Source organism: Streptomyces sp. NPDC000345 (assembly GCF_042898825.1).
Lineage (GTDB): Bacteria > Actinomycetota > Actinomycetes > Streptomycetales > Streptomycetaceae > Streptomyces.
The window spans coordinates 139,825-152,772 of the sequence record NZ_JBIAZE010000001.1; the positions used below are offsets into that span (position 1 = coordinate 139,825).

12 protein-coding genes are annotated in these 12,948 nt (G+C 72.4%); 5 read left to right on the forward strand and 7 right to left on the reverse strand.

All coding sequences use genetic code 11. The annotated features are described in order from the left end of the window. Positions 1 to 124: 124 nt before the first annotated feature. Positions 125 to 1,000, reverse strand: a complete 876-nt coding sequence (locus ACFY30_RS00665) for a hypothetical protein (RefSeq protein WP_390843027.1) — start codon at positions 998 to 1,000, stop codon at positions 125 to 127. A gap of 31 nt (positions 1,001 to 1,031) precedes the next feature. After that, positions 1,032 to 2,141, reverse strand: a complete 1,110-nt coding sequence (locus tag ACFY30_RS00670; RefSeq protein WP_390843028.1) for a ferritin-like domain-containing protein — start codon at positions 2,139 to 2,141, stop codon at positions 1,032 to 1,034. 102 nt (positions 2,142 to 2,243) lie between these two features. On the opposite strand from ACFY30_RS00670, the gene ACFY30_RS00675 reads away from it, so the two are divergent. The 4 genes from ACFY30_RS00675 to ACFY30_RS00690 all read left to right on the forward strand — a co-directional run bounded on the left by ACFY30_RS00675 (position 2,244) and on the right by ACFY30_RS00690 (position 5,909). Then, a complete protein-coding gene (locus tag ACFY30_RS00675; protein WP_390843029.1) occupies positions 2,244 to 3,182 on the forward strand; it encodes a diiron oxygenase in 939 nt (312 codons plus the stop codon). 535 nt (positions 3,183 to 3,717) lie between these two features. Continuing rightward, entirely contained in the window at positions 3,718 to 4,368 is a 651-nt protein-coding gene (locus tag ACFY30_RS00680) for a TetR/AcrR family transcriptional regulator (RefSeq protein ID WP_390843030.1), read from the forward strand. A 14-nt stretch (positions 4,369 to 4,382) separates the two neighbouring features. Continuing rightward, positions 4,383 to 4,688, forward strand: a complete 306-nt coding sequence (locus tag ACFY30_RS00685) for a hypothetical protein (RefSeq protein WP_390843031.1) — start codon at positions 4,383 to 4,385, stop codon at positions 4,686 to 4,688. A 114-nt stretch (positions 4,689 to 4,802) separates the two neighbouring features. Continuing rightward, on the forward strand, positions 4,803 to 5,909 hold the full coding sequence (locus ACFY30_RS00690) for an NlpC/P60 family protein (RefSeq protein ID WP_390843032.1): 1,107 nt from the start codon (positions 4,803 to 4,805) through the stop codon (positions 5,907 to 5,909). Between the two features lie 30 nt (positions 5,910 to 5,939). On the opposite strand, the gene ACFY30_RS00695 is transcribed toward ACFY30_RS00690, so the two are convergent. The 5 genes from ACFY30_RS00695 to ACFY30_RS00715 are packed head-to-tail and all read right to left on the reverse strand — an operon-like array spanning position 5,940 to position 11,628. Then, positions 5,940 to 7,193, reverse strand: a complete 1,254-nt coding sequence (locus ACFY30_RS00695; protein WP_390843033.1) for a styrene monooxygenase/indole monooxygenase family protein — start codon at positions 7,191 to 7,193, stop codon at positions 5,940 to 5,942. Positions 7,194 to 7,207: 14 nt separating this feature from the next. After that, a complete protein-coding gene (locus ACFY30_RS00700) occupies positions 7,208 to 7,849 on the reverse strand; it encodes an ATP/GTP-binding protein (protein ID WP_390661069.1) in 642 nt (213 codons plus the stop codon). Further along, entirely contained in the window at positions 7,830 to 8,246 is a 417-nt protein-coding gene (locus ACFY30_RS00705; protein WP_390843034.1) for a DUF742 domain-containing protein, read from the reverse strand. The genes ACFY30_RS00700 and ACFY30_RS00705 overlap by 20 nt, the downstream gene beginning before the upstream one ends. Further along, the gene (locus ACFY30_RS00710; protein WP_390661071.1) at positions 8,243 to 8,740 is read right to left on the reverse strand and encodes a roadblock/LC7 domain-containing protein; all 498 of its coding nucleotides are present in this window, start codon (positions 8,738 to 8,740) and stop codon (positions 8,243 to 8,245) included. The genes ACFY30_RS00705 and ACFY30_RS00710 overlap by 4 nt, the downstream gene beginning before the upstream one ends. After that, a complete protein-coding gene (locus tag ACFY30_RS00715) occupies positions 8,737 to 11,628 on the reverse strand; it encodes a nitrate- and nitrite sensing domain-containing protein (protein WP_390843035.1) in 2,892 nt (963 codons plus the stop codon). The genes ACFY30_RS00710 and ACFY30_RS00715 overlap by 4 nt, the downstream gene beginning before the upstream one ends. Positions 11,629 to 11,985: 357 nt before the next feature. Here ACFY30_RS00715 and ACFY30_RS00720 point away from each other — a divergent pair, with 357 nt between their 5' ends. Then, entirely contained in the window at positions 11,986 to 12,774 is a 789-nt protein-coding gene (locus ACFY30_RS00720) for a hypothetical protein (RefSeq protein ID WP_390843036.1), read from the forward strand. The last annotated feature ends 174 nt before the right edge of the window (positions 12,775 to 12,948 follow it).

Below are 12,948 nucleotides of genomic sequence, written 5' to 3' on the forward strand. Positions count from 1 at the left end.
ACCGGACCCGGGACACGGGCCCCAGGCACCAGGCCAGCGGCAGACCGGTCCCCAGGCCCGCGGGACACCGGACCCCGACCCCGGACCGGACCGCCGGGGCCCGGCGGCCCAGCGGCCCGAAGTCCTAGAGGGGCGCGCGGGTCTCGGAGCGGACCTTGAGGGTGGTCTCGGCGGCCGCCTCCAGGTCGATGTCGGAGGCGTCCTGCGCGATGTTCTCCTCGGTGATCTCGGCGACCACGGCCGCCGTGTTGCCGTCCGCCCAGGCGCAGACCGGGTACGTCAGGGTCGTACCGGCCTCGGTCTGGGTGACCACCTCGCAGGTGACCGTGGTGTCCGAACCGTCGGGGCGGAAGTCCTTCGGCGTGCCGACCACCGTGAGGCCGTCGGCCTCGCCGACGCCCTTCAGCATCTCGTCGCGGTTGTCGTCCGTGTCCTGGAACCGGCCGTACATGCCCGACACGAGCAGCGCGCCCTGGGTGTCGTCGCCTCCCCGGCCGTACTCCCCGACCGCGGAGTCGGTGACCTTGGCGTCCCAGGCGCCGTCCATGGCGTTCTCGATCTCCTGCCCCTCGGTGTCGGAGAGGTCCTGGGTGAGCTCGTAGCGGCCGTCGAGGAGGGTCTTGGGCAGGTTCAGCCGGTACTCGGCGTCGGGGAAGCCGTTCTCGACCGACACGCCGATCAGCACGAGCCCCACCACGCCCAGCACGGCCAGCCCGACGACACCGCCCACGATGCCGAGGATCAGCCCGGTCCGGCTCTTCCTCGGCGGCGGGGCCCACCCGTAGGGCGGCGGAGGGTACGGGGCGCCGTACGGCTGCTGACCGGGCGGCGGGCCGTACGGCTGCGGGGGCTGGGGCCCGGGCTGCCCGTAGGGGCCGGCGGCGTACGGGCCCTGCGGGGGCTGCGCGGGCTGCTGGCCATACGGGTTCTGGGGGCCGTCGTGGGGTCCCGGGGGGACCGGCGGGCCGTAGGGGTTCTGCGGCGGTGGAGGCGTGGACACGTCAGCACGCTACTCCATGGGGGTGACGGCCTCAGTCCCCGGTGGCCCCCGCCTCGACGGCCGCCGCCACCTCCGCGACCCTCTCCCGCTCCTCCGCCGCGAACCGTTCGGCGTCCAGCCGCTCCGCGATCTCCTCGTCCTGCGTCATGAGGAGGTCGAGGTTGGCGTCCCCCATCTCGAAGACGCCCATGTCGACATATGCCTCCTGGAGCCGACGGCCCCACAGGCCGATGTCCTTGACACAGGGGACGATCCGGGAGAAGAGCAGCCGGCGGAAGAGGGCGAGGAACTCGGAGCGTTCGCTGTACTCCTGTGCCTCCGCCCTGGGGATGCCGAAGTTCTCCAGGACCTCGGTGCCGCGCAGCCGGTCGCGCATCAGGTAGCAGCCCTCGATGACGAACTCCTCGCGCTCGCGCAGTTCGGCGTCGGTGAGCTGCCGGTAGTAGTCCCGCAGCGCCATGCGGCCGAAGGCCACGTGCCGGGCCTCGTCCTGCATGACGTAGGCCAGGATCTGCTTCGGCAGGGGCTTGTCGGTGGTGTCCCTGATCATGCCGAAGGCGGCGAGGGCCAGGCCCTCGATGAGCACCTGCATCCCGAGGTACGGCATGTCCCAGCGGCTGTCGCTCAGGGTGTCGTCGAGCAGGGAGCGGAGGTTGTCGTTGATCGGGTAGAGCAGCCCGATCTTGTCGTGCAGGAAGCGGCCGTAGATCTCGGCGTGGCGGGCCTCGTCCATGGTCTGGGTCGCCGAGTAGAACTTCGCGTCCAGGTCGGGCACGGACTCGACGATCCGGGCGGCGCAGATCATCGCGCCCTGCTCGCCGTGCAGGAACTGGCTGAACTGCCACGAGGCGTAGTGCCGGCGCAGCTCGCCCTTGTCCTTGTCGGTGAGCTTCGCCCAGTGCCGTGTGCCGTACAGGGACATGGCCTCGTCGGGGGTGCCGAGGGGGTCGTACGGGTCGACCTCCAGGTCCCAGTCGATGCGCGTCAGCCCGTCCCACTGCTTGTCCTTGCCCTTCTGGTAGAGGGCCAGGAGACGGTCGCGCCCGTCGTCGTACTCCCAGGTGAAGCGGGCGGCGCCGGTCGCCGGTACCTGCCAGTGCCGGCCACCCGGATCCAGGGCGTACAGGTCATGTGTGGACATGCCCCGCAGGCTCACACGGGGTGGACAGCGGGTCAACAAGTGGCGGGAGAAGTCACGCCCGGGGGATTGACGGCCTTGCTGACAAGCAGTCTCATAAGAGCCATGACGACCCTCACGGAAGCCGACGCGCTGGACGGACTGCGGGACGCGCTGGGCTTGCTCAAGGACCGGGAGCAGGTGGCCGAGCGGCTGCTGGCGTCCTCCGCCAAGCACTCCTTCGACCCCGACAAGGAGCTGGACTGGGACACGCCCTTCGAGGAGGGCAAGTGGTTCTGGCCGCCGGAGCTGGTGTCGCTGTACGACACACCCCTGTGGAAACGGATGGGCGAGGAGCAGCGGCTGCTGCTGTCCCGGCACGAGGCGGCGGCGCTGGCCTCGCTGGGCATCTGGTTCGAGATCATCCTGATGCAGCTGCTCGTGCGGCACATCTACGACAAGGCGGCGACGAGCGCGCATGTGCGGTACGCGCTCACCGAGATCGAGGACGAGTGCCGGCACTCGAAGATGTTCGCCCGGCTGATCACCGCCGGAGGGACGCCCTGGTACCCGGTGAGCCGGGCGCACCAGAACCTGGGGCGCCTGTTCAAGACGATCTCCACCACCCCCGGGTCCTTCACCGCGACGCTGCTCGGCGAGGAGGTGCTCGACTGGATGCAGCGGCTGACCTTCCCGGACGAGCGGGTCCAGCCGCTGGTCCGGGGGGTCACGCGGATCCATGTGGTGGAGGAGGCGCGGCATGTGCGCTACGCGCGCGAGGAGCTGCGGCGGCAGATGGTCACCGCGCCGAGGTGGTCGCAGGAGTTCACGCGGGTCACCTCCGGGGAGTTCGCCCGGGTGTTCTCGGTGGCGTTCGTGAATCCCGAGGTGTACACGAACGTGGGGCTGGACAAGCGGGAGGCGCTGGCGCAGGTGAAGGCCAGCGGGCATCGCCGGGAGGTCATGCAGAGCGGGTCGAAGCGGCTGACGGACTTCCTGGACGACATCGGCGTGCTGCGGGGTGTCGGCCGACGGCTGTGGAAGTCGTCGGGGCTGCTGGCGTAGGGGCTGCCGGCGTAGGGGCCGGCCGGGCGGGGGCGGGTCCGCCCGCCCGCCCCGGCGGGGCACCGCCGCGCCCGCCCTCCCCCACCGCCCCGGCGACACGACGGCCCGCGGCTACGGGGAACGCGGGACACCGCACCCCGCGGCCCCGCCGCCAGCGCGGGCACCCATTCCGCCCCGAACGGGCGCGGGGAACTGCACGCCCCGCCACGACACCCCCGCCGCCCGACGACAACCCCACCGCACCGCAGACCAGCACACAGCGCGAGCCACCACGCCACCCCCGAGCCGCGCGGAGAACTGCACGCCCCGCCACAACACCCCCGCCGCCCGACGACAACCCCACCGCACCGCAGACCAGCACACAGCGCGAGCCACCACGCCACCCCCGAGCCGCGCGGGGAACTGCGGGCCCGGCCACGACGCTGCCGCGCGCGTACAACGAATCCGCGGCTTCGCGACTCCGCGGGCCCGCTCGCCGCGCGGGGGACCGGCGGACGGGCGGCGTCTCGCGGCCTGCGGCGATTACGCTGCACTCATGACGCCCGCCGCCCCCGCCTACCGTCGCCTCAGTGTCGAGGAGCGGCGCAGTCAGCTCCTCGACGCCGCGCTGTCGCTCTTCGCGCACCGGCTCCCCGAGGACGTCTCGCTGGACGACGTGGCGGAGGCCGCCGGAGTGTCCCGGCCGCTGGTGTACCGGTACTTCCCCGGCGGGAAGCAGCAGTTGTACGAGGCCGCGCTGCGCTCCGCCGCCGAGGAGCTGCGGCACTGTTTCGACGAACCCCACGACGGCTCCCTCCTTCCCCGGCTGGCCCGCGCCCTGGACCGCTACCTCGGCTTCGTCGGCCGCCACGACGCCGGCTTCAGCGCCCTGCTCCAGGGCGGCAGCGTGGCGGAGACCTCCCGTACGACGGCGATCGTGGACGGCGTACGGCGGTCCGCCGCCGAGCACATCTACAGCCACCTCGGGGTCGACGACCCCGGTCCTCGGCTCCGGATGACCGTCCGGATGTGGATCACCGCGGTCGAGGCGGCCTCCCTCATCTGGCTGGACGAGGACAAGGATCCGCCCGCCGAGGAGCTGCGGGACTGGCTGGTCGAGCAGTTCGTCGCGCTCCTCACGGTGACCGCGGGACGCGACCCGCAGACCGCGGAACTGGTCCGGGGCGCGCTGGCCGCGGAGACCTGATCGACACTGGTGCCGTGAAGAGTCAAGACACCCCCTTCGAGGGCGGCCCCATGGACGGCCGGGTGCTGCCCGTCCTGCTGGGCATGACCGGGCACCCGCCGAAGACGTACCGCATCCCCGTCCCCGACGCGGCGGGCGGCCCGCCGACCGTCCTGGTCTACCGGCGGGTGCCGCTCGGACACAGCAGAAGGCTGGGGCTGCAGCAGGGGTGGAAGTACGCGTACGACCCGCAGGGCGACGCGGGCGGCCGACTGAAGTGGCCCTGGTCGAAACCGGAAACCGCCACGCCGGACACCCGCCGGGACGACGCCGACGGGTGACCCCGTTGCGCCGAACCGACCAGCTCGCCGCGCGGCCCCCACCGGCGCGTCCCATGCTCGCCCTGCGGGGCGGAGGGGCCACCCGGGTGCCTCCCCCGCAGCGGAGGTGATGACGTGTCAGGAAGGCTGCTGCGCCTGGCCTGTGCGGTCTCGACGGCGGCCCTGGCCGCGCAGGCCGTCCTGGCCGGCGGCGCCGCCGTCGCCGTACCGGAGCCGCCCGCGCCCGGCGAACGGGCGGTTCCCGCGCCGGTGAGCCCGGCGCCGTCCGGCGAGCGGGCCGTGGGCGAGCTGCTGACGGAACTTCAGCGGCTGTACCGGGAGGCCGAGAAGGCCACCGAGGCCTACAACGCCACCGAGGAGGCGCTCAGGAAACGGCGGGCCGAGACCGACCGGCTGGACGCCGAACTGGCCCAGGCCCGGCTGACCCTGCACGAGAGCCGGGGCGCGGCCGGCCGGCTGGCCCGCCAGCAGTACCAGAACACCACCGACATCTCCCCCTACGTACGGCTGCTGCTCGCCCGCGATCCGCAGCACGCCCTCGACCAGAACCATGTGATCGGCCAGTTGGCGCGCGAGCGGGCCGAGACGGTGGGGCGCCTGGAGGGCAGCGAACGCAGGGCCGGCGACCTGGCCCGCAGGGCCCGCGCCGCCCTGGACGCCCAGCTCACCCTCACCGAGCGGAAGAAGAAGGAACGCGACGCCGTCCGGCGGCGCCTCGACGACGTGGAGAGACTCCTCGCCTCCCTCACCGCCGCACAGCTCGCCGCGATCACCGAACTGGAGAAGGACGGGGTCGCCCGGGCGCAGGACGAGCTCATGGCGTCCGGCACGCTCGGCGACGACCACAAGCCGTCGGAGGAGGGTGAGAAGGCCGTACGGTACGCCGTACGGCAGCTAGGGAAGCCGTACGAGTGGGGCGCCGAGGGTCCCGCGTCCTACGACTGCTCGGGCCTGACGTCACAGGCCTGGGGCGAGGCCGGCACGCCGATCCCGCGCACCAGCCAGGAGCAGTGGGCGCGGCTGCCGAGAGTCCCGCTCGAGGAGCTGCGCCCCGGCGACCTGGTGATCTACTTCCCCGAGGCCACGCACGTGGCGATGTACCTCGGAAGCGGCATGGTCGTGCAGGCCCCTCGCACCGGGGAGAAGGTCAAGGTCTCCCCGATCGCGTCCCATCCGATCCTCGGCGCGGTCCGCCCCGACCAGCCGCCCACGAGCCTCTAGGCCCGCCGGGCGGCTCGCGCCGGCCAGGCCCTACGCCCCGGAGACCTCGGCCAGATAGGCCGCGGTCTTCTCCGGCTCGTAGAAGAAGTTCTCGAAGTCGGCCGGGTCGTTGAAGGCGTTGGCGAAACGATCAGCCACCGGGGGAAGCTGGCCGGCGGCGCCCAGCAGGTTCACGATGTGCTCCGGCGGCGGGGCCAGCATGGCGTTGGTCCACTTGGTGACGTGCTGGGCGGTGTCCCAGTACCGGTCGAAGGTGGCCCGCATCCACTCCTCGTCGAACTCCTTCTCGCCGTGCTCGAGGATCGACGCGAGGTAGGCCGCCGCGCACTTGGACGCGGAATTGGAGCCCTGGCCGGTGATCGGGTCGTTGGCGACGACGACGTCCGCGACGCCGAGGACCAGGCCGCCGCCGGGGAGCCGGCCGATCGGGTTGCGGACGGTGGGCGCGTAGCGGCCGGACAGCGTGCCGCCCGCGTCCGTGAGCTCGACCTTCGTCGCCCGCGCGTACTCCCAGGGCGTGAACTTCTCCATGAGTTCGAGGGTCAGGGAGAGGTGCTCCGCGGGGTCCTTGACGCCGTTGAACACGTCGAGCGGGCCGCCGGGTACGCCCTCCCAGAAGAGGATGTCGGCGCGCCCCGAGAGGGTGAACGTCGGCATGACGAACAGCTCGCCGACGCCGGGGACCAGGTTGCAGCGGACCGCTTCCATGTCCGGGTGCTCGGGGCGGGGGCCCATGCCGTGGACGTAGGAGACGGCGAGGGCGCGCTGCGGCTCGGCGTAGGGGGAGCGCTCGGGGTCCCGGGCGAACATCGACACCAGTTCGCCCTTGCCCGCCGAGACCAGGACGAGGTCGTAGGCGCGGGAGAAGTAGTCGAGGTCGGAGACGGCCGCGCCGTGGATGACGAGCTGACCGCCGCGCTGGGCGAAGATCTCCATCCAGCCGGCCATCTTCACCCGCTGGTCCACGGACTGGGCGAACCCGTCCAGCCGGCCCACCCAGTCGATCGCGCGCTGGGTCGGGCCCGGGTCGTGCGAGCCGGGCGCCGCGACCGAGACGCCGAGCCCGGCGATCTTCGGGGCCTGGGACTCCCAGAAGTTCAGCTGGAGGTCGCGCTCGTGCTGCAGGGCCGTGTGGAACATGCACTGCGTCGACATGACCCGGCCGGAGCGGATCTCGTCCGCCGTCCGGTTCGACATCAGGGTGACCTCGTACCCGTGCGACTGGAGGCCGAGGGCGAGCTGGAGACCGGACTGGCCGGCTCCGACGACGAGTATCTTCCGCATGCGGGGAACGTCTCCTACTCGGGGGTTTCGTCCAGCGCGTGGCCCACCAGGGCCAGGAGGGTCTCGATCACCGAGATCCGGCGCCGCGCATCCATGATCATGACAGGTATGTGCGCCGGGATCGTCAGCGCCTCCCGCACGTCCTCCGGTTCGAACAGCTCGCTGCCGTCGAAGTGGTTCACCGCGACGACGTACGGCAGTCCGCAGCTCTCGAAGTAGTCCAGCGCGGGGAAGGAGTCCTTCAGACGGCGGGTGTCGGCGAGGACGACCGCGCCGATCGCGCCGCGCACCAGGTCGTCCCACATGAACCAGAACCGCTGCTGGCCCGGCGTGCCGAACAGGTAGAGCACCAGGTCGTCGTCGAGCGTGATGCGGCCGTAGTCCATGGCCACCGTGGTGGTGGTCTTCTCGGGCGTCCCGGTCAGGTCGTCGGTGCCGGCGCTGGCCTCGGTCATCAGCGCCTCTGTCTGGAGGGGCTCGATCTCCGAGACGGTGCCGACGAGGGTGGTCTTGCCGACGCCGAAGCCGCCCGCCACCACGATCTTCGTGGCGATGGGGGCGCGGGTGCGGTCCGTCTGCCAGGGCTGCAGGGTCTCGTCGGGTTCGACGAGCGGGGCGACGCCAAAGGAGGAGGCGTCAGAGACGACGGAGTCCACTCAGCACCCTTTCCAGCAGAGCGCGGTCGGGACGGCCCGTACCGTGAGCGGTACCGGTGCCGTACACACGGATCTTTCCCTGGTCCGCGAGGTCGCTGAGCAGCACCCGGACCACGCCGAGCGGCATCTTCAGCAGCGCGGCGATCTCGGCCACCGTGCGCATACGGCGGCACAGTTCGACGATGGCCCGAAGCTCCGGCATGACCGTGGACTTGAGTGAGCCGTTCGTCAGTTCCTTGCGTTCTTCGGGCGCCTCCAGGGCCGCCACGAAGGTCTCCACCAGCAGGACGTGGCCGAAGCGGGTCCGGCCGCCGGTGAGCGAGTAGGGGCGGACGCGGGCCGGCTTGCGGTCGCCGCCGCGGACGGGGAGCTTCCTGTTGCCCGGGCCGGTGCTCATCGGCCGCTCCCCGCCGACTCCAGGGACTGCCGTAGCTCGCTGCGCAGTTCGGGGGTCAGGACATGGCCGGCACGGCCCACGAAGAGGGCCATGTGGTAGGCCACCACGCTCATGTCGCAGTCGGCGGAGCCGTGGACGCCGAGCAGGGAGCCGTCGCTGATCGACATCACGAAGAGGCTGCCCTGCTCCATGGCGATCATGGTGTGCTTCACCCCGCCGGAGTCCATGAGCTTGGCGGCGCCGATGGTGAGGCTGCCGATGCCGGAGACGATGGTGGCGAGGTCGGCGGAGGAGCCGCGCGGGCCGGTGGGTTTGTCTCCCCTGGACTGCCGCGCGGCGTCGTTGCGGCCGGGGTCGGAGGAGAGCAGGAGCAGGCCGTCGGAGGAGACGACGGCGACGGACTGGATCCCGGGTACTTCCTCCACGAGGTTGGTCAACAGCCAGTGCAGGTTACGGGCTTCACTGCTCAGTCCGAAGGTACTGGGCGCGGTCAACTGCTTGCCTCCTCGACTGTGCCCCCCGTGTCTTCTTCGGCATGTGCGTGTGCTTCTTGAGGTGACGGGACCTTGTTCTGGCCCGTCTTCTCGGCGATCTCCGCTTCCACCTCGCGGTAGCCCGCCTCCGCCCCCCGGCGGAAGCCGCCCAGGCGGCGGCGGAGGGCCTCGGCGTCGACCGAGCCCGTCCGCTGGCGCGGGGCGGGTGCGGGTGTGGTGATCTTGGGGGTGCGCTTGGGCAGGCCCTTGTCCGTGACGAGCTCTTCGTCGGCGACGAGTTCTTCCGGTGCGTCCGGTACCCGGCTGTGTTCCGCGCCGTGGTCGTCGGTGCCGTCGGGTCCGGACGCGGTGTCCTGCTCGCCGTCCGCCTCCCCCTGCGGGATCGGCAGCAGGAGCTCCATGGTCGTCTCGGCCGGGGTCTCGGGGGCCGGGATCCGGGGCGCCTGCCTCTCGGCGAGGGCGGGAACGTCGGTGACCGGAGCGTCGGTCGCGGGAGCCTCGGTGACGGGATCGGCGCCCGCCGCAGCGGCGCCGGCCGGAGCGGCGGTGGCGGGAACGTCGGTGGCCGGAGCGGCGGTTGCGGGATCGGCGCCGGCCAGGGGCTCGGGCGCGGGCTCCTCCGCCGGTTCGCGCCCGGCCTGGTGCACGGCCTTCTCGGCCAGTGCGACCAGCGGGTCCTCGGCGCCCTTGGAACGGCCGGGCAGGACGTTGGAGTTGGCCTCCGCGTCCGCGCCCGGCAGGGAGAAGGCCTGGGTGGTGGACGACGCCGGGGCGGCCGAGGGGACGGCGGCGGCCGGCGCGGCGGCCAGCAGCGCGGTCGGCAGGACGACCACGGCCGCCGTCCCGCCCTGCTTCTGCTCGCGCAGCTGCACCCGCACCCCGTGGCGGTGGGCGAGCCGGGCCACGACGTACAGCCCGAGGCCGAGACCGTCCTCGCCCTCCTGGTCGTACGGCGTCTCCGGGTCGAACTCGGCGAGGCGGGAGTTGAGGCGGGTGAGCCGCTCCCCGTCCATGCCGATGCCCTCGTCCTGGACGGAGAGCATGACCTCGCCGTTCTCCAGCAGCCAGCCGGAGATCTCCACGGGCAGGTCCGGCGGGGAGAACGCGGTGGCGTTCTCCATGAGTTCGGCCAGCAGATGGCTCAGGTCGTCGGCGGCGAAGCCCGCCACGTGCGCGTGCGGGGGCAGTGCGGCGATGCGGACCCGCTCGTAGCGCTCGATCTCGCTGACCGCCGCCCGGACGACGTCCACCAGCGGGATCGGGCCGGCGTGCTGCTGGACGTGTTCGGTGCCGGCCAGGACGAGGAGGTTCTCGCTGTGGCGGCGCATGACGGTGGCGAAGTGGTCGAGCTTGAAGAGGGTCGACAGCCGGTCGGGGTCGTGCTCGCGCTCCTCCAGGCTCTCGATGACGGCGAGCTGCCGTTCGACGAGGCCGAGGGTACGCAGGGCGAGGTTGACGAAGGTGCCGCCGATGGCGCCGCGCAGCCGCTCCAGCTGGGCGGCGGAGTCGGCGAGTTCGGCGCGCAGCTCCTCGCGGGCGTCGGCCATCTTCTGGCGCTGTCCGACGAGGTGCTTGCGGTCGGACTCCAGCGTGGCGACGCGCTCGTGGAGGGCGACGGCGTGCCCGTGCAGGGCGTTGACCGAGCGGACGACCTGGGCGAACTCGTCGTTGCGCCCGGTGAACGCGACCGGCTCCTCCGCGGCGGGGTTCTCGGACTCGGCGAGCCGGGCCGAGCCGCGGCGCAGCACGGACAGCGGGAAGGTGAGGCTGCGGGCCATGCCGGTGCTGACGACGACCGCCAGCAGCATCAGGGCGCCGATCAGGGCGACGCGGATCTCCAGCGCGGTCACGTCGTCGTCGCGGAGCCGGGCGAGGTCCTTGGTGCGGTGGTCGTAGAACGAGGACTCGACGCCGCGCATCAGGTCGACGCGGGCGGAGAGCGCGGCGTCCAGCTTCTTGGTGCTGGTGCCGAGCTCGCCGTCGTCCAGCGCGGGCTGGTCGGTGAGGTCGGTGAGGTACTTCTCGGCGGTGTCGACCTGGCCGCCGGTGACCGTGGAGTCGTAGGAGTCCACCGCGTCCTCGGGGGCGCCCTCGCGGAAGTCGGCGAGGGCGGCGTCGGAGCGGACCCGGGCCTGCTGGGCGGCGGCGGTGAGCGCGTCGCGCACCTTGGTGTCGGCCTCGGAGGAGACCTTCTCGGTCGTCGCGATGCCGGTGGTGGGGTCGATGACGGACTGGCTCGTCGTCGGCACGTTCAGCGCGGCGAGCAGCAGTCCGCGGGCGGCGGAGGCCTGCTGTACGGCGGTGTCGAGCTCGGCGAGGGCGTAGGCGCCGGAGCCCGCGCGGGGCGGCATGTCCTCCGCGAGCCGGTCGGCGAGGCCGTGCAGCGCGGTGATCACCTCGGAGTACGCCTCGTGCGCCGCCAGGGCCGTGCTCTTGCCGGTGAGCGCCGACTGGCGCACGGACACCAGGGAGTCGAGGGCCGCGCGCAGCGAGGCGGAGATCTCCGTCTGCTCCAGCTCGCGCGCCTGCCGGTCCACCCGGGCGCTGCTGTCGGCGGAGGGCGCCTTGGACCTGGGGCGGCCGGCCGCGACGTACGTGGTGACTTCGTCGCGCTCGTCCGCGAGGGCCTGGGCGAGAACGAGGGCGTCCTGCGTCTGCTCGGCCAGGGTGACCAGGTCCTGGGAGTCCTTCAACTGCCCGGAGGCGGTGAGGACGGCGGGGGCGCCCGCGCCGGCGATGGCGGCGGCCACCACGGCCACGGCGACGATCAGCCGGTTGCGTACGTGGGTGGGACGGCCCTTGCCGACAGGGGTGCGCTCCGCGCCCCCCTCGGAGGCCGTCTGCCTGCCTGTGCGCCGAGGCCGCGTCTTCTGCACCGGTGCTCGCATTCCTGACTCGTGTACCCATGGGCCGGATATGACGCTCCGTCAACTGGCGCGTACGTCCGGTTCGGTCCCCGACCCTCCCAGTGCCGGTGGGCGGGGGCCGTGCATCGCCGACCCCGCCACCCGAAGGAGTGAACATCGGAGGGGAGTTGGCGGGCAAGTTCCGCTGGCGTGTGCAGCGCCCTTGCGCGGCAGGCCGGTTGGACGTGGGCGGCGCGCTTTGGCAGGATTCGCCGCCACACCTTCCCCGACCCCAGCATTACCTCCCAAAACAGGCGTCTGACCTGCGGGGCCACGCCCGTTCGGGGAGCGATGCAAGCCTTTCGGGGAGGGTGTGAAGGGGTCGTGCAGACTGGCCGAATGCGTACGGAACTTGTGTCGGAGCCCGGCGATCCGGCCCGCCCCAACGAGGACTTCGCGAGCGTCGGGCTTTCCGCCTGCGGACAGGGCGGTTCGCTCGTCGTCCTCGACGGAGTGACTCCGCCGCCGGGCGGCGCGGGCTGTCTGCATTCGGTCCCCTGGTTCACGGCACGACTGGGTGGAGCCCTGACCGAACTGACCGTTTCGCTCCCGGATGTTCCGCTGGTCGAGGCCCTCTCCCTCGGGATTGCGCGTACCGCCGAGGCGCATGCGGCAACCTGTGACCTTTCTCACCCGCGCACCCCGCAGGCGACGGTGGCCCTCGCGCGCTGGTCACCTGAGTCCGTGGAGTACCTGGTGCTGTCCGACGCGACGCTGTTGCTGGCCTCCCCCGACGGCCGGGTCACCCCGGTCCACGACGACCGGCTGGCCCGGCTGCCGCGCGAGCTGCTCAGGAGCGCGGAGTTCGTCGACGGCACGCTGCGCAACCGGGAGGGCGGTTTCTTCACGGCCGCCGCGGACCCGGCGGTGGCCGGGCGGGCGGTGACCGGAAGCGTGCCGCGCGCCGCGGCCGGCGCCCTGGCCGCCCTCTCGGACGGGGCGGCCCGCTGGACCGACACCTTCCGCGAGGGCGACTGGGCGGATCTGTTCACCCTCGTGCGGGGGGAGGGGGCGCGGGCGCTGGTGGACCGCGTACGGGAGCTGGAGCGGGCGGACCGCGTCGAGCGGGTGTTCCTGGGGCGCGCGAAGACGCACGACGACGCGACGGTGGTGCTCGTGGAGCCATGAAGCCGTCGGCTGCTTCATCGCACGCCGGTGCCGGCCCTCGGTCCCCTTCTTCACCCCCCGGTTCCGGCCCCCGGGCCGCTCTCACGTGCACCGGTCCCGCCCCCGGCCTGCTCCTCGCGCCGGTCCCGGTCCATCGGCCTGCTCTTCCATGTGCCGGCTCAGGTCGTATGGCTG